The sequence below is a fragment of the Vibrio sp. J383 genome, from assembly GCF_023503985.1.
Lineage (GTDB): Bacteria > Pseudomonadota > Gammaproteobacteria > Enterobacterales > Vibrionaceae > Vibrio > Vibrio splendidus.
Map to the genome: position 1 here is coordinate 1,300,867 of NZ_CP097294.1, position 16,703 is coordinate 1,317,569.

Genomic DNA, 16,703 nt, shown 5'->3' on the forward strand with positions numbered 1-16,703 from the left:
TACACAAGTTTTGCTAGATGCTCGCAACAAACCGCTAATATCTATTTTGTCCGTTCGATCGTGTGAGACTTAGCCACATTTAGTCCTAAACGCTTAGACAGTCGAGTCAGATTTGCTCGGTCTGTTTTCAAAACTCGTCCTGCTTGCGCCCAGTTAAAGTTGGCATCCTCCAACACTTCAGTAATGATGCTGCGTTGAAAATCGTCCGTCGCGCCACGTAAACCAGCGGATAGGTCGATCGTTGGTGTTGATAATGGTGTGTTTTTTACCTGTGTCGTCGCAATCGGTTGATCTTGGTCGAGTGGACCACAATCTTCTTTAGTGATTGTCACGAGGTTTTTGTTAGTGCTGCGAGCCAATGCTTTCAGTGCTGAACGGCTGATAACGTGTTCAAGCTCACGAACGTTACCTGGCCAACCGTAACGGTTTAGGAATACCAGAACATCGGAACGGAACTTAACTTGGTTGATACCAAGCTTACGGCGCGCTTGTTCTAGGAAGAAACCAGCTAATAAGCTGATGTCGTCACCACGCTCTTTCAATGCAGGTACCGCGATAGGGTACACACTAAGTCGGTGATACAAGTCGGCTCTGAATCGACCGTCTTCAACTTCTTGCTTTAAGTCTCGGTTGGTTGCAGCCAGAACACGAACATCAATGGTTTGGATGTTGTCTTGGCCTACCGGTTGGATTTCGTTGTTTTGCAGCGCACGCAGTAACTTACTTTGTGCTGCTAAAGGCAATTCACCAATTTCATCTAAGAACAGCGTGCCGCCATCGGCTAGAGCAAACTTACCTAAGCGGTTTTTGTCTGCGCCAGTAAATGCGCCACGAACGTGACCAAATAGTTCACTCTCTACCAAGTTCTCAGGAATAGCAGCACAGTTCACGTAGACCAGCGGATTACGCTTACGTTGCGATTGGTGGTGCAGGGTACGAGCAACGAGCTCTTTACCAACACCAGTATCACCATGAATCAGAATATTAAACTCAGACGGCGCTACAACCGCAATATCGTTCTTAAGCGCGACCATGGTGTCACTGTTACCAATCAACTCGCCGCCGTCACGTTCCCACGCTTCTACGTTCAACTCTTCCAGTAATTGTTTTGACTGTTTTGCTTGATGCTCAAGTTGCGAGAAAGTCATCGCCATCTGCATGGTTGAAGCTGCAATAGCAGCGAGAACTTCTAGGTTACGAGCTGGAATATTCGCGAAGACATCAGGTTTTAGGCTGTCTAGGGTTAGCACTCCTAACAATTTGTCACCAAACAGTAGAGGCAAACCCATGCAGGCATGCATTGGTAAATCGCCGTCGTGGTCGATCAGCAAGCCATCGAAAGGATCTGGCAATGAGCTATCAGCATCAAAACGAATAGGAGAACGTGATGCGCAAATCTCCTCAAAGCGAGGGTGTTCCGAAATGATAAAGCGGCGACCGAATGTATCTCGACTGAGCCCTTGCATTGCGATGGGTACTAGCGTGTCGCCTTGAAGGCTTAAAAGCGCGACGCAATCACACGTTATGGTTTTACGAATGGCATCGATTAGGCGATTAAAACGGTCTTGATCGTTCACACCGCTGGCTAAACCAATGGTCATTTCCATGAGAGTGGATGCTGAGATATCTTGCATAAAGGGCTCATACTGTTTGTATTTTTATACATGGTAGAGTCTTTATGACACAAAAAAAAGGTCTTTTTGACTAAAGTTTGAAGTGGATTTTTGAAAGGATGCCAGACACAGCAAGCTTTCGCATGTTGGCACCGTTTGTGCAGTGTGTCCATTACGTGTTGTCTATATGACTGAATAACTGACCTATAGTTGATTTGAATCAATTAATGCCCATTTATCAGTCCACGTGATTCTCATAAAAAATGCAGCCAGAGAGCTCATTGAGAATGAATTGGTATAAAGTCATCTTTAAATAAAACTAGTCAATTTGACTTAAGTGGTCAAAAGACTAAGTGTTCGGAGCAAATCAATGCTAAACAATCTACATATCAACATCATCAAATCGACGATTCCTCTTTTAGAAAGCGCAGGCCCTGCTTTAACTCAACACTTCTATCAACGTATGTTCACGCATAACCCTGAATTGAAAGATATCTTCAATATGACTCACCAAAGAACAGGTCGCCAAGGTGTGGCGCTGTTTGAAGCTATCGCGGCTTATGCTAAAAACATTGAAAACCTAGCAGCGTTAACCACCGCGGTTGAACGTATTGCACAGAAACACACAAGCTTTAACATTCAACCAGAGCACTATCAAATTGTTGGTTTGCACCTGATTGAAACACTACGTGAATTAGCTACTGAGGCATTTACTCCAGAAGTGGAAGAAGCATGGACTGCCGCTTACCTATTCTTAGCGCAAGTATTCATCGACCGTGAAGCTGAACTTTATCTACAGCGCAAGCAGGCTGTTGGTGGCTGGGAAGCAGCACGTGCATTCGTAATTGCAGACAAGATCGAAGAGTCAGCACTCGTAACAAGCTTCATCTTACAACCAAAAGATGGCGGTGAGGTTTTGGATTACACACCAGGTCAATATATCGGTATTGAAGTGAAACCTGAAGGTGCACAATACAGCGAAATTCGTCAGTATTCACTGTCAGACAAGCCGAACGGAAAATACTACCGTATCTCTGTGAAGCGTGAAGGCCAAGGTCAAGAAACGCAAGGTGTTGTTTCTAACCACATGCACGATACCGTTGCTATCGGCGATGAAGTTAGCCTATACGCACCAGCAGGTGACTTTATGTATCAAGAGCGCAGCAAGCCAGTAACGCTCATCTCTGCAGGTGTGGGTGTAACGCCAATGCAGTCTATGCTTGAGTTCTTGAACAACGAGCAGAAAAACGAACCGGTTCTTTACCTTCACGCTTGTGAAAACGTAGGCCAACACTCTTTCACGACTCGTGTTAAAGACATTGTTGCCGACAAAGGTTGGGAAGCGAAAACGTGGTACATGAACAAAGACGAGTCTGCATGTGAGAACACACATCAAGGTCAAATGGATCTAGCGTCTATCTCTGACACTAACGGTTTTGAGGAGAGCGATTTCTACATCTGTGGACCTGTTGGCTTCATGAAGAACATCGTAGAGCAGCTAGACGCACTTAAAGTAGATCGCTCACGCGTACACTACGAAGTATTTGGCCCTCACGCTAACTTCTAATAGCTCTCGCCAGTTCTATTAACACCTTGCCTATTCAAAGGCCTCACATTGTGAGGCCTTTTTTTGTTTGGTTCTGCTGTCTGACATATCGAATATTGGAGAATTCGGTCGAGCAAACTAAGCTCTTCTAGCTTCGGTCTAAGAACGTTTGACCTTTTTAGACATGTAGTCAGTATCAAAAAACTCAGGCCAGTACATTTTCACGTATCCACCTGCAACCCAAATCACTAGGATGGTCGCGATGGTTAGCTCGAAGAAACCAAACTTGTGCAGCCAATACCATTGTGGGTATTCCGCGCCGAAAAACGTAGTTAGACGATGCATGGCAATAGCGCTGATCACGGAAGGGAAAGTGACGGCAGCAATCGAAGGTTGGAATTTCAGACGCATCAATCGTATGTAACACAAGTAGATCAGTAGCGTCATGGTGATAGCAATACCAGCCAACGCGCCTGTTAGAATCGGGTCTGGGTTGTCGAAGTTAACCAAGTAAGCCGCTAAAGACAGGTTCACAGGTGCTGCCATGATGGCTAAGGTTGGTCTTGCTCGGCGTGGCAGGTTTCCTTCGAATACCAAGCGGTAAAACACCACTGGCAGCATTAGGAAATAGATACCGATACAAGTGGCCGCAAGTGTTTCTGAAAAAACGGTGTGCCCAAATTGTGAACCTGCTAAGGAACTGCTGATTAACCCCACCGGATACAGAAACCAACTCGGTACAATGTTCGACATTTTGAAGTTGATGATTTGGAAACTAAAGAACAACACCATCATGGTAAAATGCAATAACAACGCGCAGAACCAGACTGGGTAAGCAATGACTGGAGAGATTTCGGCTAAATAGTCGCATAGAATCAATAACGCCATGCTCATTGGTGCCATCAAGCTTCCACTAAGCGGATGACGAATGTCATTGATGAAAGTATTAAAGCTGGTGAGATAACGAAGTAAAACGGGTAGCAATAACAGTGCGCCAAATGCAGCAAGGTAAGGGCGAATGATCTCACCAACCCCTGGCAGATATAATGCCCAAGCTTGTCCTAGTCCAATAACGCCAAGTGCCAAAGACGCCTGAGATGGCGGCACATTTTTTACTTGGGTTAACCTTCTCCAGTTCAACGCCTTTCTCCAACTAGTTATTTATAGAATATGAGTTATATAGAATGTGAGCTGTTTATATAATATGAGTCAATTATAGAATTTTTGCTCTAGAGTGAGCGCTCAGCTGTGTCCTCAATAGATGTTAAGGACACTCAAATAATTTTGAGTGGATGATAGCAAGTTTAACGTTTGCTTTTTTGATTTTGATACGAAATCGGGACATTAAGCACGAGGAAAGTGTGCTTTATTTTTTGAGTGATTTATAAATACCGAGCTTGGTTTGCTCATGTATCAGTGGAACTTGACTGTATTAGTGGGGCTTAACGAGTTACGTTTAAGTCCCACATTTGAACTACCGTTCTCAATGTCGTTAACGTACTTCCTCTTGCTGAGGGAGGTCTTGTTGTCTTAGCTTCTCGTTTTTCAGCGTACGGTTAAGCAGCTGACTGTAAATTGGCTGCCCACCTAACATTTGAGCAATGATTACCGCACCTAAGCAGGTGATGATCAACGGCAGGATGAGGTAGTAGTTATTGGTCATTTCAATAACCAACAGAATACCGGTGATAGGCGCTCGCACGGTGGCGGCAAATAAGGCTCCCATGCCAGCAATTGCAAACATACCCGGTTCAATATTCAGTTCAGGAAAGAATGCCGCCGCGATAAGCCCAAACGCGTAACCAAAGAGCGTTCCTAGAGCAAGCATTGGTGCAAAGATGCCACCCGGTGCACCAGAGCCGAAACAAAGTAGCGTGGTGAGCACGCGCCCTAAGAAGATTAACAGCAGCACGTTTGCGCTGTAGTTGCCATTAGTGATATTCGGGATGATACCAATACCACCGCCAGTCAACTCCGGTATATAGAGCAGCAATAAGCCAAAGCAACCGCCCAGCAGGGAACCTGTCATTAAGTAGCGTTTACGGTCATTTTTGTGTATTGCCACAAACAGGTCTTGCGAAAGTGTAATCAGCTTATTGAAAATCACACCAAACAGGCCGAACAACACACCTAACAACAAGAATAACCACAGAGCATCCAGTTCAGGCGGTTGGTATTGAGGCATAGTGATAACGGCAGATTGTCCGTTGATTGATCGAAAAACGATGTTAGCTGAAACCGCTGAGATGATGACGGCTTTAATTGATATGAGTGAGTAGCGAAACTGTGGTCTCATCTCCTCGACTACAAACATGATGCCAGCCAGTGGTGCATTGAATGCGGCGGCTAAACCACCTGCGGCACCCGAAGCTAATAGTGAGTGGCGAGTGTCGTCATCTTTGACTCGAAAGATATCGGTGACCATGCGACCAATACTGCCGCCCATTTGAACGGTTGGTCCTTCTCGTCCTAAAACCATACCAGAGCCTAATGCGCCCATACCGCCAAAGAATTTTACTGGCAATACTCTCCACCATCGAACAGGGCGCATACCGTCCATCGCACCTTCAATTTCGGGGATGCCTGAGCCTGCAGCCTCTGGAGCAAAGCGGTGAACGAGGAAGTAACCAATAAAGGCAAATGCAGCACTAATAAGGAAAGCGGCTAGCCAAAGGGGTAAATAGCTACCGATTTCATCTTTAAGCCAATCGGTACGAGTTTCTGTGATGAAATGAACCGCGACTTCGAAATAGGTACCCACTACGCCAGCAAGTACACCTACAATACAAGAAAGAAAGAGAACGGAAGCGGGTGTCTTATCTCTTGAGAGAAATTGATTAATAGCATCCCTTGGCATTTTGGCTAATAAGGATTGCTTAATTTTCTCTCTTCTGGTCATTGAGATAAGGCTCCTGAATGGGTTAAGGCGGGGTTGTCATAAATTATACGCGTCCTCTGCATATCCTATAGCAGCAAAGATGAAAAGTTGAATTTCATTTATGGAATGTACGTGTTACATAAATGGAATATATGGGCAATAGTGGAATCCCCGTCACAATTTTGATCGATTCTCAGATGGCACCTTGAATATCCCTAAAAATGAACCATAGTTAAATCGTAAAGCAACATAACAAACCGAAAGGAGACGTGAGGTTTTACACACAATTTGGATGGATTCAGATATAAAGTTTTAGTTTCTCGTTAATTGTTCAGGTCGATATTTAAGGCTTCCTGATTCGCGAACTCACGATTGAGTAACGAGAGTGAGGCGTACTTAAAGTACGCCTTTAGTTCGTCTGGAGCATTCATTTTTCATCGTTCCCCCCCTTTCTAGTGACACTCATACAACTTATGGCTTAAATCATTCTCCGTATAAACAAGCGATTGGGGTCAATTTCTCCGTGATTGTGTATATACTCCTTAAAAAAGGAGAACTGATATGACCAAAAAAGTTCCTACAAACATAATTACGGGTTTCTTGGGTGTTGGCAAAACGACAGCTATTTTGAACCTGCTCAAAAATAAACCTGAGAATGAAAACTGGGCTGTCCTGGTTAATGAGTTTGGCGAAATCGGCATTGATGGCGCATTAATGACAGACCAAGGTGCTTTAATTAAAGAAGTACCGGGTGGCTGCATGTGTTGTACTGCAGGTGTGCCTATGTCGGTAGGTATTAATGCCTTACTGCGCCAAAAGCCGGACCGTTTATTGATTGAGCCAACTGGGCTTGGTCACCCTAAACAGGTTATTGCGACACTAACTTCAGAGCAATACACACCTTATGTTGATTTAAAAGCGACGCTTGGCTTGGTTGACCCACGAAACCTATCCAATGAAAAGTACACGTCGAATCAGAATTTCAATGATCAACTGGACAGTGCAGATGTGATTCTTGGTACTAAGGTTGACCTTGTTCATTCTGAAGACATCGATGTGTTCAATGATTGGGTGACGGATCAAACGCCAGCAAAAGTCTTCCATAAGCTAATTCACGATGGTGAAGTGCCATTGGAAGTGTTGGACATTGAAAGAGTATACGGTGGTGCTTCCTCTCACATTGAAGCGCATCATCACGATCATGCTGAACAAGAGCCTCAATTCCAACTTCCTCCCGGTGAAGCGTTTATCCGTAAAGAGAATAAAGGTCAGGGCTATTTCAGTTGCGGTTGGCTATTTGGCGCAGAGCATAAGTTCGACTTCGATGCGCTATTCTCAATGTTGTCGGATCTAACGGCTGAGCGTGTAAAAGCCGTGGTGAATACTGACCAAGGTTGCTATGCGTTTAACGTGGCGAATCAAGTGGTGTCCGTGAACGAAATTACACTGGATGGCTTTGAGTCTCGTCTTGAAGTGATCGACTCGCAGTTAATGCCTTGGGACGATCTCGAGCAGATTCTACTCAAGCTGTGTGGCATCAAATAGCGCCATTTTTACTGTTTGAACTGATGATCTCGGTGTTTACTTCGTTGAAGGTGGGGTAAACACCAGATTAAATGAGAAAGTTTGCGTTATATCACGATAAATGTGAGATAAATCACTCTAATTACTTTATAGTGCTCGGCTGAAATAAGAATGTAGGCTGTCTGCTTAAGGAACCCGTAACAATGTCATTTTCCTCTCAAGGTTTTGCTCCTGAATTAGTCAAAGCGTTGACTGAGTGTGGTTATGAAAAACTCACTCCAATTCAACAAAAAGCGATTCCAATGGCTCGTAAAGGCCATGATATTTTTGCTACTGCTCAAACCGGTACGGGTAAAACAGCGGCATTTTCATTGCCTGTTATTCAGCACCTTTTGAACAGCGGCAAAAAGGCGTCTAGAGGAACGGCTCGCGGCCTTATTCTTGCTCCAACTCGAGAGCTAGCTGCGCAGATCGCTCAAAACATTAAAGACTACGTTAAATACACTGAACTAAGCGTTTCAGCGGTTTACGGTGGTAACAAAATGTCTTCACAAGTTCGTCAATTAGAACTGGGTGTGGATATTTTGGTTGCAACACCTGGCCGTTTGGAAGAACACTTAGAAGCGGGTAACGTGTCTATCGCAAACCTAGAATTTCTAGTATTCGATGAAGCTGACCGTATCCTTGATATGGGCTTTATCAATGCCGTTCGTAAGATCATGTTGGATGTAGAAACATCGCCGCAAATCATGATGTTCTCGGCAACGACTTCTACTCAGTTAAACCAACTGTCTGTTGATATTCTACGTAAACCAAAACGTATTAGTGTTGAGCGCGAAAACTCAACGGCTTCTACTGTTGGTCACGTGGTTTACCCTGTGGATCAAGAGCGTAAAACAGAACTGCTTTCTGAGCTGATTGGCCGTAAAAACTGGCGCCAAGTGCTTGTGTTCGTGAACTACAAAGAAACAGCGAATGACGTTGTTAAAGAGCTTAAATTAGACGGCATTAAAGCGGTACTTTGTCACGGTGATAAAGCACAAAGCGCTCGTCGTCGTGCTTTGGATGACTTCAAAGAAGGCAGAGCACGTGTGATGGTAGCAACCGACGTTGCAGCTCGTGGTCTTGATATCGAAGACTTACCACACGTAATTAACTACGACATGCCTTTCCTAGCGGAAGATTACGTTCACCGTATTGGCCGTACAGGTCGTGCTGGTAAACAAGGTCATGCGATTTCTTTCGTTAACCGCGAAGAAGAGTTGACTGTTGTTCAAGTTGAAACACTGATTCAACAACGTATTCGTCGTGTTGAACAACCGGGTTATGAACCGAAGAAACGTGATGCTTACATCGAGAAGCTGAACACTAAATCGGCGTACAAAAACCGTCAGGGTCGTAAGAACAACGCGAACGAAGAGCCTCAAGATCAAGCAAGCGCTGAACGTCGTTTGACTATGATGAAGCGAATTAAAAACCGTCGTAAGTAAAATTACGGTTGGTAATGGAAAAGAGCCACTGTATTGTGGCTCTTTTTCGTTGTGTCGCTAAATATAAGGTAGCTCCTTAGAAAGACAGCTCAACTAGCTAAACACTTAAATAAAAATAAGTCGATAAGGTAATAATATGGATAGCGCACTACTTTGGGCTTTTATTCCCACTTTTTTCTTTGTGTCAATCACGCCCGGTATGTGTATGACCTTGGCTTTGACGCTAGGAATGAGTGTTGGATACAAGCGTACATTATGGATGATGATCGGTGAATTGGCTGGTGTTGCGGTGGTTTCTATTGCTGCGGTATTGGGTATTGCATCTATTATGTTGAACTACCCGTGGCTATTTACGGGCTTCAAATTTGTTGGTGCAGCTTACTTGTTCTATTTAGGCATTCAGATGTGGCGTTCAAGAGGCAAGCTGGCGATCAGTACTGACAACCAAACGACAAAAGTCAGCAATGATTGGGACTTGGTGGTTCAAGGCTTCGTGACAGCGATTGCGAACCCGAAAGGCTGGGCATTCATGATTTCGTTATTGCCTCCTTTCATTAATAGTAATAAAGACTTAGCACCGCAGTTGTTGATTTTAGTGTCTATTATTCTGGTTTCTGAATTTGTCTGCATGACCTTGTATGCGACAGGTGGTAAGAGCCTAAAACATATGCTTGGTAAAGCCGATAACGTTAAGTTGATGAACCGTATTGCAGGTACGTTAATGATGGGCGTTGGTGTGTGGTTGTTCGTGAGCTAATTCTGGTTAGCCTACAACGAGCAGAGATTCCCGACTCAGTCGTTCCTCCTTCTCGAGGATGACGCGTACTCGGGATGATGAGTACTTAGGATGACGATGAATTTTGAAGATTCGGATTCTTACTCAAACCGAAGAATGCATAGAATATAAAAAGAGCGATAGGGCATTTAGCCTTATCGCTCTTTTTGATTTCACTTAGCTAGCGAACAGAAGCTAGATAACAGTAAGATTGCTGATCTTAGCTAGATTTGCGTATTAAACTGCGATTTCACCGCCGTCTTCACGACGAATCACAACTGTAGATGCTCTTGGGCGAACGTTGCCTTGAGTCTGTGCAGTCGCATCTTCTGACGATGGCCAGTTTGCTGGGTGTTGAATGTTCACAAACAGTGATTTGAAATCTGGGCTGATGGTAAAGCCTGTTACTTCACAACCGTTTGGACCAACAAAGAAGCGTTTAAGTTGTGCTTGGTTGTCTGCATCAATTACCGCGCTGTTGCCGTTGTCATCCGTTAACTGAGATGGAACCACTGCCAGCATTTGGTCATTGGTGTAGCCAGTTACTTCGTCTGCGCCGTTATCTGTCTGAATCCACAAGATGCCACGAGCATCAAACGCTAAGCCGTCAGGGCTTGCGAATTGGTTCATGTCTGTTAGACCTGAGCGGTTAATAGACTTGTCTTCTACTGCTGGAGAGCCAAATACGAAGATATCCCAATCGAACTCGCCTGCTGTTTTGCCTTCATCCCAACGAATAACATGACCGAACTTGTTGTCTACGCGAGGGTTCGCAGAGTTCGCTTCTTTACGCTTGTTGTTATTAGTTAGCGTTAGGTAAGCCGTACCTGTCATCGGGTCAACAGAGCACCATTCAGGGCGATCCATTGGCGTTGCGCCTACAAGGTCGGCTGCGCCTGCGGTATTAATGATAAGTGCTGCTTGAGAATCAAATGAATCACCTAGCTTACCGCCGTTTGTCGTCTTGCTGCTCAGAGTCAGTGGTAGCCAAGTGCCTGAACCATCATCGTTGAACTTAGCCACATACAGTGTGCCTTTGTCCATGTACTTGTCACCCGCACTTAGGCGATTGCTCGGCTCTGCATCACGCGGGTCCCATTTCTCTTCAGAAACGAATTTGTACAGGTATTCAAAACGAGAATCGTGACCAGAGTAGAATACGATCGGCTCACCTTCGGTCAACTTACCAAACGTACAGCCTTCGTGACGGAAACAACCCAGTGCAGAACGTTTCTTCGCGCGAGAGTTCGCCGTGTATGGGTCGATTTCAACAATGTAGCCGTGACCATGTGCTTCGTTACGGTAATCGTCCATCGGTGAATCAGCGCTTGGTGTTACGTCAAAGCGTGCAAATTCGTCTAAGCGTTCTTGTTTGTTACCTGAAAGTGTGTCCCAACCGTAACGTGTTTTGTCGGTTGCGATACCAATACGCTCTTGTGCTGGCGTTGTCTCGCCTTTGTTCACGAAATAACCCGGCCAGTTTTCTTCACACGTTAGGTAAGTGCCCCATGGCGTGTAGCCATTACCACAGTTGTTCAACGTGCCACGAGCTTGGCTGCCGTCTTGTGAGAACTTGGTTTTGGTAAATTCACTGTGAGCAACAGGGCCAGACAGGTCCATTACTGTTGCGCCTGTGTAGCGGCGGTTCAGTGGATCGTTATCGACCATCACCCATTGGTTGCCTTCAAGTTTCACTCGAACAACACTCACGCCGTGCGCGTTGATCTCTTTACGTACTTCATCAAGGCTAGGGCGAGCGCCTTCGTTGTATGTTGGGCCGTTGGCGTGCAGCGCTTTTTGGTCGATGTATTCGTGGTTGATCACCAATAAGCCATCATTGCTGTTGCCATTAAGCGGGAAGAAGTGCATGCCATCGTGATGCATGCCTAATGCGTTGGCTTGATCTTGTGCGTTGTTGGTGCCGTCTTTTAACCAAGCTTTGCCTTGCTTGTTAAGTGGAGTACCCCAAGGAACTAATACCTGTGCTGTATAGCCTTTCGGCACAACGACACTGTCTGTCAATGATCCTTTAACCGATTCGAATGCAAGTGTTGCAGTGCTTTTTTGTGCGCCCGTTGCTTGCATTGTCGCAGCGTTAGCCGTGCTGTGACCCGCTAAACCAAACGCGCCAAATGCGGTCATTGCACTGATGCCTAAACCGCCTTTCAGAACGTTTCTTCTTGAAAGGTTCGCATCTAGAACTTCTTCGAAAGGCTTGTTGTTACTCTTGTTAAAACGAGTGCTATCAAATGTTTCCTTGCTCATCGGGACTGCTTCCTGTTGGCTGACTTTATTATTCGTTATTTATGACTTACCCACTTACTAATGAATTGGTTAATAACTTGGGCTGATGTGTGAGCAATCGTGAAGCAGTTAAGTGACAGATTTTTATAGTTTTGATTAAGGTTTTGTTTCTGTAGCACGATTTTTGCGGCTAAGCCTCTAGTGCAATACAAAACTCTTGGGAATTAACGAAGAACTGTGTATAAATGCTTTATCAAACGAAAAGAGAGACAGTTATGAAATTAGATAAAATCGAAAACAAAAATCGCCGCCTACGCAAGAAGTTATACCTAGGTGAATTCGCTATTCTAGGTTTTGAAGTAAGCTGCACGACTTCGATTGCTGATTTTGACCAATACGATGTGTTCATCGATGAATTTATCGATTTTATCGACAGCATCGGCCTGTGCTTTGGTGGCGGTGGTTTAGAGCTGTTCGAAGGTTTCTTATGTTCTATTGAGCGCTACCGTTCAGTGACAGAAGCAGAGCAACTGCAAGTAGCGCAGTGGCTTGAAGCTCGCTCAGAAGTAAGCAAAGTAGAAGTAAGCGAACTTGTTGACGCAAACTACGCATTCTAAATTGGTGTTGTTCGGCTAGCTCAGTTGGAAGCGAATAGAGCTTTCCTGAGAGAAGCTTTATACATCAGTGAAAGGCCCAGTCGGTATATCGATTGGGCCTTTTTGCGTTTGGTCTGCGCTATTCTTGAACCATGATTCCTTGTGTACCTCTCATTTCTGGAACGAGAGTTTCTATTTACATATCAGTTTCTTAGGTCTGTCTTTCTGGATAGTAAGAAGTTTGAATAAACTTGTGAGAGTTTTATGAGAATTCAATGAAGTTGCTGATATATTTGATCGCCATTCTTAGAGTCAACAACACCACAGTTCGTTCTGGCAAAGGTAATGGTATATCGCTGTTATTCGTTTTGCTGGCAACGATAGGACTCGATAAAGGATGGAATCACAATGAACAAACGTACTCAAATCAGCTTAGTGATCAGCTCGGCTATGTTGACCCTTGGAACGGCTCAGGTTCAGGCTGCAGAGCTTGAGGTGACCATTACCAACGCAACGAAAGGGATCTACTTTACGCCTATCTTGGCAGCCGCTCATGACTCCAGCTTGTTCATGTTTAGAACGGGTGAGAGTGCTTCTGCGGAATTGGAATCGATGGCCGAAGGTGGCGATACTTCAGGTCTATCGAGTTTGATTGCAAATGCGGGTGGTGTGGTGGTTGAAAACCCAGCTACCGGTATTCTTAATCCGGGCGTCGCAACTACGTTTGATATCGACACCGGTGATTTAGCTTACTTGTCATTGGGTGCCATGCTACTGCCAACCAACGACGGCTTTGTTGGCTTAGACAGTTGGAAAATCCCAACTCAAGCGGGCACCTACAAAGCGACCCTCAATGGCTATGACGCAGGCACAGAAGCCAATGATGAGCTAGCGGGCAGCATGCCAAACCCGCCATTTATTACCTTTGGTGCTGGTGGTACCGGAGTTGAAACTGCAGTGTCAAACGCTAAGGTTCATATTCATCCGGGCAACATTGGTGATAGTAACGCGGCTGGCGGCATCAGTGACCTCGATAGCAGTAGTCATCGTTGGTTAAACCCTGTAGCTACTATCACCATTGTTGTGAAGTAAGGGGGATGTATGAAAGCTAGAATTCTATTTATCGCTACATCAGTAGCTGTGTTAGCAGGTTGTCCGAACGATGACGACGATTACTATCGCTATGATGTGAGTGTGACTAACCTCACCCCCAATCAACCAATGTCGCCCCTCGCAGTGTTGACTCACAATAATAGCTTCAATCTGTTTGAAGTTGGGCAAAGTGCCTCTGTCGATCTGGAATACTTGGCGGAAGGAGGCAGTAATGCACAATTGCTTGCGCTCAGTGACAGTGACGCCAATGTTTATCAAGGCATCTCAGGCAATGGGCTGATTCTTTCAGGTGAGCACGACACGGTGTCTATTCGTGTTGACCCAAATCAGGAAGGGTATATCTCAGTTGCTTCCATGTTGGTGAATACCAATGATGCGTTTGTTGGTGAATCCGGTTTGTCGCTTAAGTCATTAGCCGTGGGTGATACCTTTGTGATGAACATGAATGTTTGGGATTCAGGAACGGAATTGAACGACGAGCTTGCTGCAACGATTCCGGGACCTGCGGGCGGTGGTGAGGGTTTTAATACCACACGAGACGACACCGATGTAGTGAGTTTCCACTCTGGTGTAATCAGCCAAGATGACGGCCTTACGACGTCTGCTTTAAGTGCTAACCATCGTTTCCTCAACCCAGGAGCAAGAATCACCATTACTCGAACTGAGTAATAGGGTTGAAAGCACGATGAAAGAATTCCTGCTCTGTTCCGGTCAATTGAAAGGTAGGCAGACTCCGAATAGAGCAGGGATCATGAATAGTGCTGCGGTAAATTTGATGGCAAACATATTGTTGGTTGAAGACGATGATGACTTAGCTGAACTAGTGCAGATGCATCTTAAGTTCCAAGGTCATGACGTAATAAGAACTAATGTGATTGAAAAGGCTCAGGCGCTCTATAAAGATGGTAATTTCGATTTGATCGTACTGGATCGTGGCTTGCCTGACGGAGATGGACTTGATTTTTGTCGAATGTTACGTCAGCAAGAAGATTGGACGCCGGTACTCATGCTAACAGCAAGGGATGCTGAGCTAGATAAGGTGTCAGGTTTAGAAGCCGGTGTTGATGACTACATAACGAAACCTTTCAGCGTTCTCGAGTTTCAAGCAAGAGTGAGGAACGTACTTCGCCGTTTAAGCCATGTTGAATCAGTCACTCAAGAGGCTATGACAACAGAATCGATTATGAATTTTGGTGGGCTCACTATTCAACCTGAACAACATCAGGTGTCACTCAATAACCGAGATGTACCGCTTACTGCTACCGAGTTTACCTTACTTCATTTCTTAGCAACCCGCCCGGGCCGTGTGTATAGCAAAGACGAGCTGCTCGATCATGTTTGGAATACTCATCACTCTGGCTATCACCATACTGTGTGTAGCACGGTCAACCGTCTAAGAAGCAAGCTTGCGATGCCCAATAGTGATGATGATTTCATTAAAACCGTTTGGGGTGTTGGCTATAAGTTTGAGTCGAAAGTTTAGGTCTATGTGTCGCGCCCTAAGTTTACTAAAAAGCCAGTAAGACCTACGAGCCATCGAGGAGAGAACATGAGTTTCAAATCGCGTTTAGTGCTGTTCACAAGTTTGTGGTTTTTGTTGGTAAGTGTGGTGATTGCTTACACTTATCATTGGCAAAAAGAGACCATAGAACAAAGAACTAAGCAGAGCTTACATAAAGAGCTCGCAGTTCATATGCGCGATGATAATCCTCTCATGATTGGTACCGACTACAACCCCAAAGCACTCAAATCTATATTCCATACCTTGATGTTGATAGGGCCTGATTTTGATATCTATTTTCTGGATAGTCAGGGCAATATCACCACCAATGCAGCACCTGAAGGCACTGTGTTAGCCAATCAGATAGATCTAGCGCCCATTCAACAGTTCTTAAATGACGAGCCTTATCCTATTTTGGGCGAAGACCCGATCAACCCAGGCTCTCCTAAAGTATTTTCTGTGGCGGCGATTGAAGAGCTAGGGTCGACGGTGGGTTATTTGTATGTGGTGATAGGAAGTAATCGCCATACTGTGATCACCAACTCTCAGGTTGATACACCATACATCGCACTTGCAGGGCTTGTGTTGGTTTCTATTTTTGGCTTTGCGATTGGAGCTTATCTGCTAGTGAAACGCAGTCTGTTGAATCCAATAGAGGCGGTAACCAATAAATTGCAGCAACAAGCTGAGCAAGATTTTAGATTGGAACCTAACTTTGTCCATCAAGTGCCAGAATTGGTGCCCATTGCACGTTCTTATCAATTGATGGCGAAACACATCCAACAACAGTTTTTGCAGCTTGAGTATCAGTCATCACACCGCAGACAAAGCTTATTACAGCTCAGTCATGATTTGAAAACGCCATTATCGAGTGTTCTTGGCTACCTAGAAACGTGGAAGATTCAAAATCCGAAGTCAGACCCGTTGATTGACGTCGCTTACCGCAATGGCAACAAGTTGTCTGAACAGCTCCATTCATTACTCGATAGCGCCAAGAATGATAATCCTGTGCCTACGTATCAATACGCTTCAATCGATTTTAATGTGTTGATGAACGAATGCTTAGAAACGATTCAAAGCCAGTATCGCCACAAGAATGTTGAGTTGAACGTCAATATACCTATTGGAATCAAGGCTGTGGGTGACAGTGATTTACTTGAGAGGCTGATCTTGAATCTGCTAGATAATGCGTTGAGGCATAGCCCGAGCGGAACAATGGTGTCGTTAGATGTAGGTTTAGAATCGGATTCAAAACGGGTGAAGGTCGTTATCCATAATGAAGTTGAACGAGAGGCCCCTAATGGTTCGTTAGGTATTGGCACCAAAATCGCTCAGTCGATACTGATGTTGCATCATAGTGTTTTAGAAACAACAAAAGCAGAAAACTCATTTCAACAAAGTTTCTATTTGCCTTCGGTATAGC

General features: G+C 44.9%; 13 protein-coding genes. 9 read left to right on the forward strand and 4 right to left on the reverse strand.

The window, feature by feature from the left end:
* Positions 1 to 41: 41 nt before the first annotated feature.
* Positions 42 to 1,634, reverse strand: a complete 1,593-nt coding sequence (norR, locus tag M4S28_RS22270; protein ID WP_102459065.1) for a nitric oxide reductase transcriptional regulator NorR — start codon at positions 1,632 to 1,634, stop codon at positions 42 to 44.
* Positions 1,635 to 1,983: 349 nt separating this feature from the next.
* On the opposite strand from norR, the gene hmpA reads away from it, so the two are divergent.
* Positions 1,984 to 3,180 (forward strand): NO-inducible flavohemoprotein, encoded by a 1,197-nt coding sequence (gene hmpA, locus M4S28_RS22275; RefSeq protein ID WP_249632904.1) that lies wholly within the window; start codon positions 1,984 to 1,986, stop codon positions 3,178 to 3,180.
* 138 nt (positions 3,181 to 3,318) lie between these two features.
* Here the strand turns inward: hmpA and M4S28_RS22280 are convergent, their stop codons facing one another.
* A complete protein-coding gene (locus M4S28_RS22280) occupies positions 3,319 to 4,299 on the reverse strand; it encodes a TDT family transporter (RefSeq protein WP_249632905.1) in 981 nt (326 codons plus the stop codon).
* Between the two features lie 352 nt (positions 4,300 to 4,651).
* Entirely contained in the window at positions 4,652 to 6,058 is a 1,407-nt protein-coding gene (gene clcA, locus M4S28_RS22285) for a H(+)/Cl(-) exchange transporter ClcA (protein ID WP_017078301.1), read from the reverse strand.
* A gap of 540 nt (positions 6,059 to 6,598) precedes the next feature.
* Here clcA and M4S28_RS22290 point away from each other — a divergent pair.
* The 3 genes from M4S28_RS22290 to M4S28_RS22300 all read left to right on the forward strand — a co-directional run bounded on the left by M4S28_RS22290 (position 6,599) and on the right by M4S28_RS22300 (position 9,808).
* On the forward strand, positions 6,599 to 7,582 hold the full coding sequence (locus M4S28_RS22290; protein WP_054542330.1) for a CobW family GTP-binding protein: 984 nt from the start codon (positions 6,599 to 6,601) through the stop codon (positions 7,580 to 7,582).
* A 182-nt stretch (positions 7,583 to 7,764) separates the two neighbouring features.
* Positions 7,765 to 9,051 (forward strand): DEAD/DEAH box helicase, encoded by a 1,287-nt coding sequence (locus M4S28_RS22295; protein WP_004731392.1) that lies wholly within the window; start codon positions 7,765 to 7,767, stop codon positions 9,049 to 9,051.
* Between the two features lie 136 nt (positions 9,052 to 9,187).
* Positions 9,188 to 9,808, forward strand: a complete 621-nt coding sequence (locus M4S28_RS22300; RefSeq protein WP_102557313.1) for a LysE family translocator — start codon at positions 9,188 to 9,190, stop codon at positions 9,806 to 9,808.
* A gap of 255 nt (positions 9,809 to 10,063) precedes the next feature.
* Here the strand turns inward: M4S28_RS22300 and M4S28_RS22305 are convergent, their stop codons facing one another.
* The gene (locus tag M4S28_RS22305; RefSeq protein ID WP_249632906.1) at positions 10,064 to 12,091 is read right to left on the reverse strand and encodes a PhoX family protein; all 2,028 of its coding nucleotides are present in this window, start codon (positions 12,089 to 12,091) and stop codon (positions 10,064 to 10,066) included.
* Positions 12,092 to 12,345: 254 nt separating this feature from the next.
* Between M4S28_RS22305 and M4S28_RS22310 the strand changes: the two genes are divergently transcribed.
* The 5 genes from M4S28_RS22310 (at position 12,346) to M4S28_RS22330 (ending at position 16,702) form a co-directional block, all read left to right on the forward strand.
* The gene (locus M4S28_RS22310) at positions 12,346 to 12,687 is read left to right on the forward strand and encodes a YggL 50S ribosome-binding family protein (RefSeq protein ID WP_108111254.1); all 342 of its coding nucleotides are present in this window, start codon (positions 12,346 to 12,348) and stop codon (positions 12,685 to 12,687) included.
* 387 nt (positions 12,688 to 13,074) lie between these two features.
* Positions 13,075 to 13,758, forward strand: a complete 684-nt coding sequence (locus tag M4S28_RS22315; RefSeq protein WP_249632907.1) for a spondin domain-containing protein — start codon at positions 13,075 to 13,077, stop codon at positions 13,756 to 13,758.
* Between the two features lie 9 nt (positions 13,759 to 13,767).
* Positions 13,768 to 14,448, forward strand: a complete 681-nt coding sequence (locus M4S28_RS22320) for a spondin domain-containing protein (RefSeq protein ID WP_249632908.1) — start codon at positions 13,768 to 13,770, stop codon at positions 14,446 to 14,448.
* 82 nt (positions 14,449 to 14,530) lie between these two features.
* Positions 14,531 to 15,262: a response regulator transcription factor gene (locus tag M4S28_RS22325; RefSeq protein ID WP_249633760.1), complete on the forward strand. Its 732-nt coding sequence runs from the start codon at positions 14,531 to 14,533 to the stop codon at positions 15,260 to 15,262.
* A 66-nt stretch (positions 15,263 to 15,328) separates the two neighbouring features.
* On the forward strand, positions 15,329 to 16,702 hold the full coding sequence (locus M4S28_RS22330) for a sensor histidine kinase (protein ID WP_017093728.1): 1,374 nt from the start codon (positions 15,329 to 15,331) through the stop codon (positions 16,700 to 16,702).
* The last annotated feature ends 1 nt before the right edge of the window (position 16,703 follow it).